Here is a 12,832-nt window from a genome sequence, read left to right as displayed (position 1 = left end):
CCGTGCTCGTCCTGCTGCCGCCTTCCGAAGGCAAGGCCTCGTCCGGCCGTGGCGCCCCGCTGAAGCTTGAGTCGCTGTCGCTGCCCGGGCTGACGCCGGCCCGTGAGGCCGTTCTCGGCGAACTCGTCGAGCTGTGCGCGGGGGACGAGGAGAAGGCGCGCGAGGTGCTCGGGCTGAGTGAGGGGCTGCGGGGCGAGGCCGCCAAGAACACGGAGCTGCGGACGGCGGGGACGCGGTCCGCCGGGGAGATCTACACCGGTGTGTTGTACGACGCTCTGGACCTGGCCTCCCTCGATACGGCGGCGAAGCGGCGGGCGGGGCGCTCTCTGCTGGTCTTCTCGGGGCTCTGGGGTGCCGTGCGGGTGACGGACCGGATTCCCTCGTACCGCTGCTCGATGGGTGTGAAGCTGCCGGGGCTCGGGGCGCTGGGCGCGCACTGGCGTGCGCCGATGGCCGACGTTCTGCCCGAAGTCGCTGGGAGTGGGCTGGTGCTGGATCTGCGGTCTTCCGCCTATGCGGCTGCCTGGAAGCCGAAGGGTGAGGTGGCCGGGCGGACGGCGACCGTGCGGGTGCTGCATGCGCCGACACGGAAGGTCGTCAGCCACTTCAACAAGGCGACGAAGGGGCGGATCGTACGGAGTCTGCTGGCGGGCGGGGTTTCGCCGAAGGGGCCGGCTGAGCTGGTGGAGGCGCTGCGGGACCTCCGGTATGTGGTGGAGGCGGAGCGGCCGGTGAAGGCGGGGGCGGCTTGGGCGCTGGATGTGCTGGTGGACGAGATTCACTGATCATCAATCTCGATCGTTGCATCATGCGCAATGAGCTTTGCGCATGATGCTCGCCGACGGCACGATACTGACCATGAGCGCCTCCCTCCTCGATCTCGCCCCCGTCATTCCCGTAGTCGTCGTGCAGGACGCCGCCGACGCCGTTCCGCTCGCGCGGGCGCTGGTCGCGGGTGGGCTGCCGGCGATCGAGGTGACGTTGCGCACGCCGGTCGCGCTGGACGCGATACGGGCGATCGCCGGGGAGGTACCGGACGCGATGGTCGGGGCCGGCACGGTCATCACGCCGGAGCAGGTGAACGAGTCCATAGCCGCCGGGGCGCGGTTTCTGGTGAGCCCGGGCTGGACGGACGTACTGCTGGAGGCGATGCGGGCGTCCGGGGTGCCGTTTCTGCCGGGGGTGTCGACGACGTCGGAGGTCGTGGCGCTGTTGGAGCGGGGCGTGACGGAGATGAAGTTCTTTCCGGCGCAGGCGGCGGGCGGTACGGCCTATCTGAAGTCGCTGGCCGGGCCGTTGCCGCAGGCGCGGTTCTGCCCGACCGGGGGGATCGGGCTCGCGTCGGCTCCCGAGTATCTGGCGTTGCCCAACGTCGGTTGTGTGGGCGGGACTTGGATGCTTCCGGAGGATGCGGTGGCCGCGCGGGACTGGGGGCGGATCGAGTCGCTGGCCCGGGAGGCGGCGGCGCTCAGCGCAGGTGCGACGTGTCGTTGAGGAGCCGTACGCTCGCGTTGCCGTCCGCGTAGTACGCCACCGCGGACAGTGAGGCCGCCGAGAGTTCCATGCGGAACAGGGACTCGGGCGGGGCGCCGAGGGCGAGTCGTACGAGCGTCTTGATCGGTGTGACGTGGGTGACCAGCAGGACCGTGTGGCCCGCGTACGCCGCCACCAGCTTGTCTCTCGTGGCCGCGATCCGCGTCGCCGTCGCCGCGAAGCTCTCGCCGCCGCCGGTCGGTTCGGCGTCCGGGGAGGCGAGCCAGGCGTTCAGGTCGTCGGGTTGGCGCACCTGCACCTCGGCGAAGGTGAGGCCCTCCCAGGCGCCGAAGTCCGTCTCGATCAGCCCGTCCTCGATGGTGACGTCGAGGCCCAGACGGGCGGCGACGATTGAGGCGGTCTCGCGGGTGCGGGCGAGGGGGGACGCGAGGACGGTCTCGATCGTCCCGCGCCGGGCGAGCGCGGCCGCCACGCGTTCGGCCTGTTCCCTGCCGACGTCGGACAACGACGGGTCGCTACCGCCACGCCCCGAGAAACGCTTCTGCGGCGTCAGGGGCGTCTCGCCGTGCCTCAACAGCACGAACGTGGCGGGCGCACCGAGGTCGGCGCCACCCCACCCGACAGTCGGCGTCGCCACGTTCCGCGCGGCGCGGACGTCGGCATCTGCCTTCGCGGCACGGACATCGGCGCCGGCCTTTGCAGCGCGAACGTCGGCGTCAGCCTTTCCGGCATGGACGTCGGTGCCAGCCTTCGCCGCACGGACATCGGCGCCACCCTTCCCAGCCCGGACATCGGCGTCAGCCTTCGCACCTCCGGCGCCCGGCCCCTCGGCATCGGCCTCCGCCGGTCCGCCGCCCGACCCCTCCGCCGCTCCCTTGCGCAGAGAACTCGCGGAACCACCGGTGTCCATCGCCTCGTTCGCCAACCGGTCCGCCCGTCTGTTCAGCTCTCGCGGAATCCACTCGTACGTCACCTGGCCCGCCCCGAACACCGCCGCCGCCTCCGCGGCCAGCGGCTTCATGGCAGGGTGCTTGATCTTCCAGCGGCCCGACATCTGCTCGACGACGAGCTTGGAGTCCATCCGGACATGGACCGTGGCGGCGGGGTCGAGGGCGTGGGCGGCGCGCAGGCCCGCCAGCAGCCCCCGGTACTCGGCGACGTTGTTCGTCGCGATGCCGAGGTACTCGGACGCTTCCGCCAGCGTCTCCCCGGTCGCCGCGTCGGTCACCACGGCGCCGTAGCCCGCGGGCCCGGGATTGCCCCGTGACCCGCCGTCGGCCTCGACGATGAACTCCCGCACTGGAGACACCGGAAAGACTCCTAGAGGCCCGACTCGGACGTACGCACCAGAATGCGCCGGCAGTTCTCGCACCGCACCACCGTGTCCGGCGCGGCGGCGCGGATCTCGTTGATGTCGGTGATGGCCAGCTCCTGGCGGCAGCCCTGGCAGGTGCGCTGGTAGAGCTTGGCCGCGCCGACGCCGCCCTGCTGCTCGCGCAGCTTCTCGTAGAGCTTGAGCAGATCGGCGGGGACGGACCCGGCGATGACCTCGCGCTCCTTGGTCGCCGAGGCGATGTCCCCGTCCAGCGACTCGAACGCCGCGTCCCGGCGGGCCGTCGCGTCGTCGATCTTCGACTGGACGGAGGAGACCCGCTCGGTCAGCTCGGCGACCCGCTCCTGTGCGGACTCGCGGCGTTCCATGACCTCCAGGACGACGTCCTCGAGGTCACCCTGCCGCTTGGCGAGGGAGGCGATCTCGCGCTGGAGGTTCTCCAGGTCCTTCGGCGAGGTGACGGCGCCGGAGTCGAGGCGCTGCTGGTCGCGGACGGCGCGCTGGCGCACCTGGTCGACGTCCTGTTCGGCCTTGATCTGCTCGCGGGCGCAGTCGCTCTCCTCGGTCTGCGCGGCCACGAGCAGGTCGCGCAGCTGGGTGAGGTCCTTGGTCAGCGACTCGATCTCGGCGTGCTCGGGGAGCGACCGCCGCTTGTGGGCGAGCTGCTGGAGGCGGACGTCGAGGTCCTGGACGTCGAGGAGTCGGATCTGGTCGGCGGGCGCGGCGTTCAGTTGGGGGCTCCCATTGACGGTGAGTGGATGGTCCACGGGTCGGTGACCGTCTTGGACACATGGACACGCAGGTCCCAGCCATTCCGGTCGGAGATCTCGTCGAGCTGGGCTGCTGCCAGCTCGCACCAGGGCCACTCGGTGGCCCAGTGCGCCGCGTCGAGCAGCGCGAGAGGACTGTGGGCGCGGGCCTCGGACACCGGGTGGTGTCGCAGGTCTGCGGTGAGGTAGGCGTCGACACCGGACGCGCGTACGTCGTCGAAGAGGCCGTCGCCGGAGCCGCCGCTGACCGCGATCGTCCGTACGACCGCCTCGGGGTCGCCCGCGACGCGGATGCCCTGCGCGGTGGCGGGCAGACGTTCGGCGGCCCGCGCGGCGAACTCGCGCAGGGGCAGCGGATGGTCAAGCTCGCAGATCCGGCCCAGGCCCCGACGCCCGGACGGGTCGGTCGGGTCCGGCACGAGCGGTCGTACGACCCGAAGGTCCAGGGCGCCGGCGAGCGCGTCGGAGACGCCCGGGTCGGCGGTGTCGGCGTTGGTGTGGGCGACGTGCAGCGCGATGTCGTTCTTGATCAGGGTGTGCACCACGCGGCCCTTGAAGTGGGACGCCGCGACCGTCGTCGTACCGCGAAGGTAGAGCGGATGGTGGGTGACCAGCAGGTCGGCGTCCAGCTTCACCGCCTCGTCGACGATCTCCTGGACCGGGTCGACGGCGAAAAGGACCCTCACGACCTCCTGGCCGGGGTCGCCCACGACGGTGCCGACCGCGTCCCAGGACTCGGCCCGCTCGGCGGGCCACACGTTCTCCAGCGCGGCGATGACTTCAGACAGACGGGGCACACGCCAAAGGCTACCTGGAGGTTCTGTGCCGCTGAACCTGCGCCGGGGGCCCACCGGGGCCGCCGCCCCGTCCAGCACATCCGCCCCCGTTTCCTCAGGCGAATCGAATCGTGGCCATCCATATGTGTGAAACGGGTGCCCGGCGGTCCCCCGTCTGTGCGTACGAAAACTAGCTTCGTCGCCGGAGGTGATCGACCGATGACGGCCTGTGCGATCGAACCCACCGCGGAGAACGAGGACGACCCGACCCCGCCGCCGGGGTGCGCGATCACCGTGGACGGCTGCTACGCCGCACGCCTCGCCGCGGACGGCGACTCCCTGTTCCCGGAGCGCTGGACCCTGGACGGACCCGAGCCGTACGCCGTGCCGCTGCCCGGCAACCAGCCCGAGGAGCCCGGCACCGAGGTGCAGCCGATGAGCGACGGCCGGGTCCTGATCCGGCGCCTCACGGACGGACGGCATGTCTTCGCGCTGCTCTACCCGACCGGGCCCGGCACCGGTGAGCTGCCGCTGGGGGCCGTGGAGTGCCCGGACCCCGGCTCCCGGCTGCGGCTGCTGCCGCCCGCGCCGGGCGGCGACAAGGCGTACGCCGTCGCCGTGGGCCGGCGTTCCAGCGCCGTGTGGCTGGTGGCGGGCGGTGCCTTCGGGCCCGAGCAGCTCGCCGAGATCCCCGGGCGCTGCTCGGGCGGGGTGTGGCTGGACCGCACGGGGCGGATACTGGCCCTCGACCGGGAGGCCGGCGGGCGGACCAAGACCGTCGTCGTCGACCTGGAACGCGGCGGCGAGGTGTCCCCGCTGCTGCAGATCGCCGCGGACAGCGACGACCGGCTCCTGCTCGCCGACCCCGACAGCGGACTCCTGCTGATCAGCTCCGACGCGCCCTCGCCGGGGCAGGCCCGGCTGGGCTGGGGGGTGCTCGGCAGCACGCTGCCGGTGCGATTCCCGGAGAGCCTGCGGGTGGCGGACTGCACGGTCACGCCGTTCGCCGTCCAGCCGGGGCAGATGCTGATGCCGGAGAGCTGTGCGGTGGCGCTCCGCGTCGACGGGCCGGTGAGCAGCTGGCTGGGGCTGTGGCGGCCGAGCGAGCGCCGGGTGCGTCATCTTCCGGGGCCCGAGGGGTGGTTGGCGGGAGCGGGGGTGTTCACGCGGGACGGGGTGCTGCAACTGCCGTACGCGACCCGGACGGTGCCCTGCGGATTGGCGCGATGGGAGGCGCCCCAAAGGGGCGCGGGGCTGTGTCGATCTGCGGCTCCGCCGCGATGGGGGTCCCCCCGCTCGAGCGAAGCCGAGAGTGGGGGAGCGACCAGCCACGACGAAGCCGCAGAGAACCACCAACAGAACCCGGCACAACCCGCGGAGCCACAACGTCCCATCCCGTTGCAGCAGGCTCCACTTACGGGACGTATGGCCGCCGAGTAACGAATTCGTGGCGGTTGGCGTGTGCGGCTGGATTCGGTGCGTGGGGTGCTGGTTACGCTTGCCCGGCTGTAAGAAGGATCATGTTGACGGGGTGAATTTCTTCCGATGAGTGACGCCACTACGACCCAGCAGCCTGCCCAGACCCAGGAGTCCGCCGGTCGCGGCAAGCACCGGGGTCCGGTCTCGTCCCACGAGGGTGAGGCCGCCCCGCGCGGCCGTCATCGCAAGCCGGTGGAGCAGCAGACCGAGACGGCTGCCTGACGGTAGGTCGATCGGCCCCGCTCGTCCAGTGGACGGACGCTGTTGGTTAATTCGGGGTCTGCGTGACGTCGGTCTTCAAGACTCGGTTGTGGTCTTGAAGACCGACGTTGTCGTATGGGGTGGGTGTTGATGTCGATGCGTTCGGCCGGGGATGGGGAGATCCCCGGGGAGACGGTGCGGGTAGCGCGGGCGGCGTTCCCGAAGGGCAGTCTGGCGACCCGGCTGCGGGATGAACTGGGCGTGTTGTTCACCGATGAGCAGTTCGCTGATCTCTTCCCGTCCCGGGGCAGGCATGCGTGGTCGCCGGGGCGGCTGGCGCTGGTGCTGGTGTTGCAGTTCGTTGAGGGGCTGACCGACCGGCAGGCGGCGGAAGCGGTCCGCGCCAGGATCGACTTCAAGTACGCGCTCGGGCTGGAGCTCGACGACCCGGGATTCGACTTCTCGGTGCTGTCGGAGTTCAGAGACCGCCTGACCGGCACGGACGGCGGGCGGCGGGTGATGGACGGTGTCCTGGCCGCGGCCAGGGAACGAGGACTGCTCAAAAGCTCGGGCCGGGCCCGCACCGACTCCACCCACGTGCTGTCCGCCGCACGGGAGCTGAACTGGCTGGAGATGGTGGCCGAGACCCTGCGTGCGGCACTCAACGCGGTCGCCCACAACGCCCCGGACTGGCTGGCCGACATTGCCGAGCCGGACTGGTTCCAGCACTACGCCACCCGGATCGATGACACCCGGTTTCCCGCCTCCCGCGCGAAGCGGGCCGAGGTGGCCGAGCGGATCGGCCGGGACGGGATGCGCTTGCTGGCAGCTGTCTTCGACCCCCGTTCTCCCGATGGCCTGCGCGACCTGAACAAGGTGGAGGTCCTGCGGCAGATGTGGATCCAGCACTTTCACCTGGTGGAGGGCGAGGTGCGGCGCAGGGACCCAAAAGACCGCCCGCCGAACGCGACGCGCCTGGTCACCCCGTATGACACCGACGCACGTGGCAGCGTCAAACGCGACATCATGTGGGACGGCTACAAGGTCCACTTCACCGAGACCTGCGAGCCGGACGCCCCGAACCTGATCACGAACGTCACCACGACCGTGGCCACCGTCCAGGACCGGTCGATGGCCGAGACGATCCACACCCAGCTTGCCGCACGTGACTGCCTGCCCGCCGAACACTGGGTGGACGCCGGCTATCCCACCGCCCCCGCCCTGGTCAGCGCCCGACGCGACCACGGCATCGCCCTGCACGGACCCATCCAAGCCGACAACAGCGCCCAGACCAGCGCCGAAGACGGCTTCGCCCAAGACGCCTTCACCATCGACTGGAACAAGCAGCAGGCCGCCTGCCCTGGCGGCCACACCAGCACCACCTGGAGCGAACGGCTCTCCCAGCGCGGCCAGCCGGTACTCCGGGTGGTCTTCTCGGCGAGCGACTGCCGCCCCTGCACCATGCGACAGGCGTGCATCAACACCACCAACGCCAAACGACCCCGTGAACTGCGGCTACGCCGCCAGGACGAACACCACGCGCTGCATGCGGCCAGGGCGGAACAGCAGACCGACGCCTGGAAGGAGCGCTACCAGATCCGCGCCGGTGTCGAGGGCACCATGTCCCAGGCCGTCCTACGCTGCGGCCTGCGCAGGTCCCGCTACCGAGGCCTGGCCAAAACCAGCCTCCAGCACCAGCTCACTGGCGCCGCGATCAACCTCGCCCGCATCGACGCCCACCTCATCGACACACCACGAGCCCGCACTCGCATCAGCCACTTCGCAGCACTTCGCCCCGCCGACCAAGAAGCGGCCAGCGGGGCGAAGTGCCCGGCCCCGAATTAACCAACAGCGTCCGTCCAGTGGACGGGCGGGGCCGTTGTCGTAGAAAGGAGCTGCAGAACGGGCTGCAGAACGCGCTACCCGCGTTTGAGACCGAGCACTTCCGTCGCCGCGAACGTCTCCCCCTTCGTGTCCGCGTAGTGCTGCGTGAGTACGGCGTCCAGCTCCTCGTACGTGAAGGCCTCCTGCTTGCTGTCGAACTGCGCCTGGACACGCGGCCGTTCGACGATCGCGACCATGCCGCCGTGGACGACGAGCAGCTGGCCGTTGACGCGGGCGGCGGCCGGGGAGGCCAGGTAGCCGACGAGGGGGGCGACGTGTTCGGGGGCGAGGGGGTCGAGACCGCCGTCGGACACGTCGGGGAAGACGTCCTCCGTCATCCGGGTGCGGGCGCGCGGGCAGATCGCGTTGGCCGTCACGCCGTACTTGGCCAGGGCGAGGGCGGTGGAGGTGGTGAGGCCGACGATTCCGCCCTTTGCGGCCGCGTAGTTGGGCTGTCCCGCGGAGCCGGCGAGGAAGGCCTCCGAGGAGGTGTTCACGATCCGCCCGTACACCGGCCCGCCGGCCGCCTTGGAGCGCTCGCGCCAGTGTGCGGAGGCGAAGTGGGTGGTGTTGAAGTGGCCCTTGAGGTGGACCCGTATCACCGAGTCCCACTCGTCCTCGGTCATGGAGAAGACCATACGGTCGCGCAGGATGCCCGCGTTGTTGACGAGGATGTCCAGCTTGCCGAACTCCTCGACCGCCAACTCCACGAGTGCGCGGGCCTGTTGGAAGTCGGCGACGTCCGCGGTGTGGGCGAGTGCCGTGCCGCCCGCCTTGCGGATCTCGGCGGCGACCTCCTCGGCGGGGGCGGCGGACGCCTCGCCGGAGCCGTCGCGGCCGGGCTGTCCGTAGTCGTTGACGACGACGGCCGCGCCGAGCCGGGCGAGTTCCAGCGCCTCGGCCCGGCCCAGACCGCGTCCGGCGCCGGTGACGACGGCCGACAGGCCCTCAAGTGGCAGTGACATCAAGGTCCTTTCGCGAAGGGCTACAGACGTTGCTCAGATCTCGATGCACGTGCGCAGTGCCGTGCCCGTCCGCATCTGGTCGAGGGCCTCGTTGATGTCGGCGAACGGGACGCGGTGCGTGATCAGTCCCTCCAGGTCGATCCGGCCGGCCCGCCAGAGGGAGATCGTCCGCTCGTAGGAGCGCAGGACGTCGCCGCCGCCGTACAGGGACGGCAGGATGCGCTTCTCGTCGAAGAACAGCTCGAACATGTTGAGCTGGAGGAAGTCGTCCATGGCGCCCGCGCCGACGACGACGAGGGTGCCGCCGCGCCGGGTGTTCTCGTAGGCGGTGCGGGCGGTGGCGGCCTTGCCGACGACCTCGAAGACGTAGTCGAAGCCCTCGCCGGCGGTGACGTGCTGCTTGACGTCGGGCAGCTCGTCCGGCGAAACGGCCTTCGTGGCACCGAACTTGAGCGCGGACTCGCGGCGCGAGGCGACCGGGTCCACGGCGACTATCTCGGCGGCGCCCTTCAGCCGGGCCCCCTGGATGGCGGAGACCCCGACCCCGCCGCACCCGATCACGGCGACCGACGAACCGGCCTCCACATCGGCCGTGTTGAGAGCCGCGCCCAGCCCAGTCGTCACGCCGCAGCCGATGAGCGCGGCGATGTCGAAGGGCACGTCGTCCGGGATCGGCACCGCGCACCGGGCGTCGACGACGACCTCCTCGGTGAAGGTTCCGGTGCCCGCCATGCCGAAGACGTCACCGCCGGGGCGCTTGAAGTTGGGGGTGCCCGCGTTCATGAACCCGGCCAGACACAGCTCGGTCTGTCCGCGCTTGCAGGCGGGGCAGGTGCCGCAGGCGGGCAGCCAGCACAGGACCACCCGGTCGCCGACGCTCAAGTCGGTTACACCGTCGCCGACTTCGAGGACCTCGCCCGCGCCCTCGTGGCCCGGCACGAAGGGCGCGGGCTGGGGCAGTACGCCGTTCATCGCGGACAGGTCCGAGTGGCACAGCCCGGTGGCCCGCACCCGGACCCTGACCCGTCCGGGGCCGAAGCCCACCGCCTCGACGTCGTCGAGGACGTCGAGTTTGTCCTGGCCGATCTCGTGCAGTACGGCTGCGCGCATGGTGCGGCTCCCCTCGGAAGGCTCTTGGCTCACGAGTGCTGGACGGTGCTCACGGGTGTTCGGCGATGGTGACGACTGTGTCGGCGAGGACGGGCGCGTCGTCCCGCTCGACCGCGCTGACGGCGACCCGGACGGCATCTGCGCCCTCGCGCCACATGCGGATGCGCAGGGTCTCGCCCGGGTAAACGACCCCGGCGAACCGTGTGGCGTACGACCGCACGCGGGCGGTGTCGCCGCCGAGCAGCGTGTCGACGACCGCCTTGAGCGTCATGCCGTAGGTGCACAGCCCGTGCAGGATGGGCCGCTCGAACCCGGCGACCTTGGCGAACTCCGGGTCGGCGTGCAGCGGGTTCCAGTCGCCGGAGAGGCGGTAGAGGAGGGCCTGGTCCTGACGGATCGGCCGCTCGACGACCTTGTCCGGCTCACCGGCGGGCGGTTCGAGGCGCGCGGACGGCCCGCGGTCGCCGCCCCACCCGCCTTCTCCCCGTACGAAGATCTGCGCGTCGTTGGTCCACAACGGGCCCTCGGCGTCGGTGACTTCGGTGCGCATGACGAGGACGGCGGCCTTGCCCTTGTCGTAGACGGCGGCGATCCGGCCGATGGCGGTGGCGGTGCCCTTGACCGGGATCGGGCGGTGCAGGGTCAGGGACTGGCCGCCGTGCAGGACACGGGCCAGGTCGACCTCGACGCCGGGCATGGACAAGCTGCTGATCACGCCGGGTGAGCCGCTGCCCGCGACGGTGGCGAAGCTCGGCAGGACGTGCAGCCGGGATTCCAGGGTGTAGCGCAGTTCGTCGGGGTCCGTGGCGGGGTTCTCCTTGTCCGGATTCACGCCGGCGCCCACCCCCAGGTGGTACAGCTGCACATCCTTGTGGTCCCAGGCGATCTCGCCGGAACGGGGTTCGGCGGCGAGCGCCTTGGCTGCGTCGATGGGCATAGGGCTCAGGACTCCTGACGACTCTCCCGGGCAGAGAACCTCGGCGCGGCCGTCCGCACCGTCGGCCGCACCGAGGTCGTTCACTGGCCGACCTAGAACGCGTTCCAGTCCGGCGCCCTCTGTATAGCCCAGGGCTCTGTAGTTGTGAAGACTCCTGACAGGGTGTCAGACGCATGTCGGGCCGGGCGGGCTATGACATTTGTCCCGTGGGAGTCCGTACAAGCGCATCTGCCCTGCCGGTGTCGCGGGTCCGTAGCGTCGAGGTCATGACGCAGACAGAACATGCCGGGGTCTTCGCAGGGGCGGCTGTGTCCTTTACGGAGGTGGCCGTGTCGTTCACGGAGGTGGCCGTGTCGTTCACGGAGGTGGCCGTGTTCTTCATGGGGGCGGTCAAGACCTTCGGTGCGGTACGGGCAGTCGACGGGCTCGATCTGGTGACGGGGAGTTGAGGGCCCTATGGCCGGTGGCGGCCGGGTCGGCAGCCGGGAGCGGTCACTCGCACGGGTGATGGTGATCGATAGCCTGCCCGGTCGGTGAACGTGAGGGCTAGGTTCACGAGCATGTCACGCTTCCGGATGTACCCGACGAGCGAGCAGGCGAGCATCATGCTTGACCACTGCGCGCACGCCCGCTACGTCTGGAACCTCGCCGTCGAGCAGCACTCGCACTGGTACAAGGGGCGCGGGGCCGCGCCCGGATTCGCTGAGCAGTGCCGCCAGCTCACCGAGGCCCGGCATGACAACGCATGGCTGCGCGCTGGTAACGCGGACGTCCAGCAGCAGGCCCTGAAGGACTTCGCCAAGGCCAAGAACGCCCGGTTCGCCTCCGGGTTCGGTGAACCGACCTGGCGTAAGAAGTTCCGGCATGAAGGCTTCCGTGTCATCGGCACCGACCGCGTACCGGAGTTCGAGGCGGACGGCACCCCGAAGCTGAATGCCAAGGGCAAGCACGTCATGGGCCGGTCGGTCGTGGTGCAGAAGCTGAACCGGCGCTGGGCGCAGGTGAAGGTGCCCGGCTGCGGCTGGGTGCGCTTGCGCCTGTCCCGCAAGGGCAAGGGTGCCCGCCTGCCCGCGGCGAAGACGTTCCGGGTCACCTTCCGCAACGGGCAGTGGCATCTCGCGTTCGCCGTCGTTCCCGAGCCGGCTGACCCACCCGGCACGGGTGAGGTCATTGGCATCGACCGGGGAGTGAAGATCACCGCCGCCCTCTCGGACGGGCGGAAACTGAACTGCCCGCAGCTCACGGTCAAGGAGCGCGCACAGATCCGCAAGCACCAGCGGCGTGCTGCCCGCGCCCCCAGAGGCAGCGAGGCCAAGGCCACCGAGTACGCCAAGGCCGCCAAGCTCAAGGCGCGCGAAGCTGCCCGGCGCAAGGACTGGTGCGAGAAGACCAGCACCATGATCGCCAAGACGTACGATCTGGTGCGGTTCGAGAAGCTGAACATCAAGAACATGACCCGCTCGGCGACGGGGACTGTCGAGCAGCCCGGCAAGAACGTACGCCAAAAGGCCGGGCTGAACCGGGCGATCCTCGCCCAGGGCTGGGGGCTGCTCCGGCGACGCACGCAGGACAAGGCTCCGGGCCGGGTCGAGGACATCCCCGCACCCTTCACGTCTCTGCGTTGCTCCGCCTGCGGATGGATCGAGAAGAAGTCGCGCAAGAGCCAAGCCGACTTCGTCTGTGTGTCCTGCGGGTTCACCTGCAACGCCGATGAGAACGCAAGCATCAACGTCGCGGCAGGACAGGGCGGGATCCCCCGCCCCCGGCGCTCAGCCGGTGCCGGAGGGGTGACAGCGGCCACCAGCCGTTCGAGCGCCCGTGAACCTCAACCCACCAGGGTTGGAATCTCCCTCTTTTAAGACGGGGAGGATGTCAACGTGCGT

13 protein-coding genes are annotated in these 12,832 nt (G+C 70.4%); 7 read left to right on the top strand and 6 right to left on the bottom strand.

All coding sequences use genetic code 11. From position 1 onward, the window contains the following. Positions 1–2 precede the first annotated feature (2 nt). Complete coding sequence (gene yaaA / locus OG828_RS34835) at positions 3–785, top strand: peroxide stress protein YaaA (RefSeq protein ID WP_328503409.1); 783 nt, start codon at positions 3–5, stop codon at positions 783–785. A 43-nt stretch (positions 786–828) separates the two neighbouring features. Continuing rightward, complete coding sequence (locus OG828_RS34830) at positions 829–1,494, top strand: bifunctional 4-hydroxy-2-oxoglutarate aldolase/2-dehydro-3-deoxy-phosphogluconate aldolase (RefSeq protein WP_328503408.1); 666 nt, start codon at positions 829–831, stop codon at positions 1,492–1,494. Here the strand turns inward: OG828_RS34830 and OG828_RS34825 are convergent. The 3 genes from OG828_RS34825 to OG828_RS34815 are packed head-to-tail and all read right to left on the bottom strand — an operon-like array spanning position 1,469 to position 4,394. Continuing rightward, positions 1,469–2,794, bottom strand: coding sequence for a bifunctional RNase H/acid phosphatase (locus tag OG828_RS34825; protein WP_328504995.1), 1,326 nt, complete (start codon positions 2,792–2,794; stop codon positions 1,469–1,471). The two genes, OG828_RS34830 and OG828_RS34825, sit on opposite strands and share 26 nt — an antisense overlap. 20 nt (positions 2,795–2,814) lie before the next feature. Continuing rightward, a complete protein-coding gene (locus tag OG828_RS34820) occupies positions 2,815–3,558 on the bottom strand; it encodes a zinc ribbon domain-containing protein (RefSeq protein WP_328504994.1) in 744 nt (247 codons plus the stop codon). Beyond that, the gene (locus tag OG828_RS34815; RefSeq protein ID WP_328503407.1) at positions 3,555–4,394 is read right to left on the bottom strand and encodes a Nif3-like dinuclear metal center hexameric protein; all 840 of its coding nucleotides are present in this window, start codon (positions 4,392–4,394) and stop codon (positions 3,555–3,557) included. Before OG828_RS34815 ends, OG828_RS34820 begins: the two co-directional genes overlap by 4 nt. 198 nt (positions 4,395–4,592) lie before the next feature. Here OG828_RS34815 and OG828_RS34810 point away from each other — a divergent pair, with 198 nt between their 5' ends. The 3 genes from OG828_RS34810 (at position 4,593) to OG828_RS34800 (ending at position 7,898) form a co-directional block, all read left to right on the top strand. Further along, a complete protein-coding gene (locus tag OG828_RS34810) occupies positions 4,593–5,813 on the top strand; it encodes a hypothetical protein (protein WP_328503406.1) in 1,221 nt (406 codons plus the stop codon). A gap of 105 nt (positions 5,814–5,918) precedes the next feature. Next, positions 5,919–6,074: a hypothetical protein gene (locus OG828_RS34805; RefSeq protein WP_301979588.1), complete on the top strand. Its 156-nt coding sequence runs from the start codon at positions 5,919–5,921 to the stop codon at positions 6,072–6,074. A gap of 129 nt (positions 6,075–6,203) precedes the next feature. After that, positions 6,204–7,898 carry an IS1182 family transposase gene (locus tag OG828_RS34800; RefSeq protein ID WP_328441959.1) on the top strand — a complete coding sequence of 565 codons (1,695 nt, stop codon included), beginning with the start codon at positions 6,204–6,206 and terminating at the stop codon, positions 7,896–7,898. Positions 7,899–7,972: 74 nt separating this feature from the next. Here OG828_RS34800 and OG828_RS34795 read toward each other — a convergent pair whose 3' ends face one another. Genes OG828_RS34795 through OG828_RS34785 form a run of 3 tightly spaced genes read right to left on the bottom strand, consistent with a single transcriptional unit; the run spans position 7,973 to position 10,949 of the window. Then, positions 7,973–8,902, bottom strand: a complete 930-nt coding sequence (locus tag OG828_RS34795; protein WP_328503405.1) for a 3-oxoacyl-ACP reductase — start codon at positions 8,900–8,902, stop codon at positions 7,973–7,975. A gap of 33 nt (positions 8,903–8,935) precedes the next feature. Continuing rightward, positions 8,936–10,012, bottom strand: a complete 1,077-nt coding sequence (locus tag OG828_RS34790) for a Zn-dependent alcohol dehydrogenase (protein WP_328503404.1) — start codon at positions 10,010–10,012, stop codon at positions 8,936–8,938. A gap of 49 nt (positions 10,013–10,061) precedes the next feature. After that, a complete protein-coding gene (locus OG828_RS34785; RefSeq protein ID WP_328503403.1) occupies positions 10,062–10,949 on the bottom strand; it encodes a MaoC/PaaZ C-terminal domain-containing protein in 888 nt (295 codons plus the stop codon). A 266-nt stretch (positions 10,950–11,215) separates the two neighbouring features. Between OG828_RS34785 and OG828_RS34780 the strand changes: the two genes are divergently transcribed. Together OG828_RS34780 and OG828_RS34775 are read left to right on the top strand one after the other, a co-directional pair. Then, positions 11,216–11,398 (top strand): hypothetical protein, encoded by a 183-nt coding sequence (locus tag OG828_RS34780; protein WP_328503402.1) that lies wholly within the window; start codon positions 11,216–11,218, stop codon positions 11,396–11,398. Between the two features lie 111 nt (positions 11,399–11,509). Continuing rightward, positions 11,510–12,808 (top strand): RNA-guided endonuclease InsQ/TnpB family protein, encoded by a 1,299-nt coding sequence (locus OG828_RS34775; protein ID WP_328503401.1) that lies wholly within the window; start codon positions 11,510–11,512, stop codon positions 12,806–12,808. Positions 12,809–12,832 lie beyond the last annotated feature (24 nt).

Origin of the sequence: Streptomyces sp. NBC_00457, from assembly GCF_036014015.1 — a bacterium.
Lineage (GTDB): Bacteria > Actinomycetota > Actinomycetes > Streptomycetales > Streptomycetaceae > Streptomyces.
This window is presented reverse-complemented; position numbering and strand designations above follow the sequence as displayed.

Coding starts and splice junctions, on each gene's coding strand:
- OG828_RS34830 (WP_328503408.1), top strand. CDS start 829: ATGATGCTCGCCGACGGCACGATACTGACCATGAGCGCCTCCCTCCTC.
- OG828_RS34810 (WP_328503406.1), top strand. CDS start 4,593: ATGACGGCCTGTGCGATCGAACCCACCGCGGAGAACGAGGACGACCCG.
- OG828_RS34805 (WP_301979588.1), top strand. CDS start 5,919: ATGAGTGACGCCACTACGACCCAGCAGCCTGCCCAGACCCAGGAGTCC.
- OG828_RS34800 (WP_328441959.1), top strand. CDS start 6,204: ATGTCGATGCGTTCGGCCGGGGATGGGGAGATCCCCGGGGAGACGGTG.
- OG828_RS34795 (WP_328503405.1), bottom strand. CDS start 8,902: ATGTCACTGCCACTTGAGGGCCTGTCGGCCGTCGTCACCGGCGCCGGA.
- OG828_RS34790 (WP_328503404.1), bottom strand. CDS start 10,012: ATGCGCGCAGCCGTACTGCACGAGATCGGCCAGGACAAACTCGACGTC.
- OG828_RS34785 (WP_328503403.1), bottom strand. CDS start 10,949: ATGCCCATCGACGCAGCCAAGGCGCTCGCCGCCGAACCCCGTTCCGGC.
- OG828_RS34780 (WP_328503402.1), top strand. CDS start 11,216: ATGACGCAGACAGAACATGCCGGGGTCTTCGCAGGGGCGGCTGTGTCC.
- OG828_RS34775 (WP_328503401.1), top strand. CDS start 11,510: ATGTCACGCTTCCGGATGTACCCGACGAGCGAGCAGGCGAGCATCATG.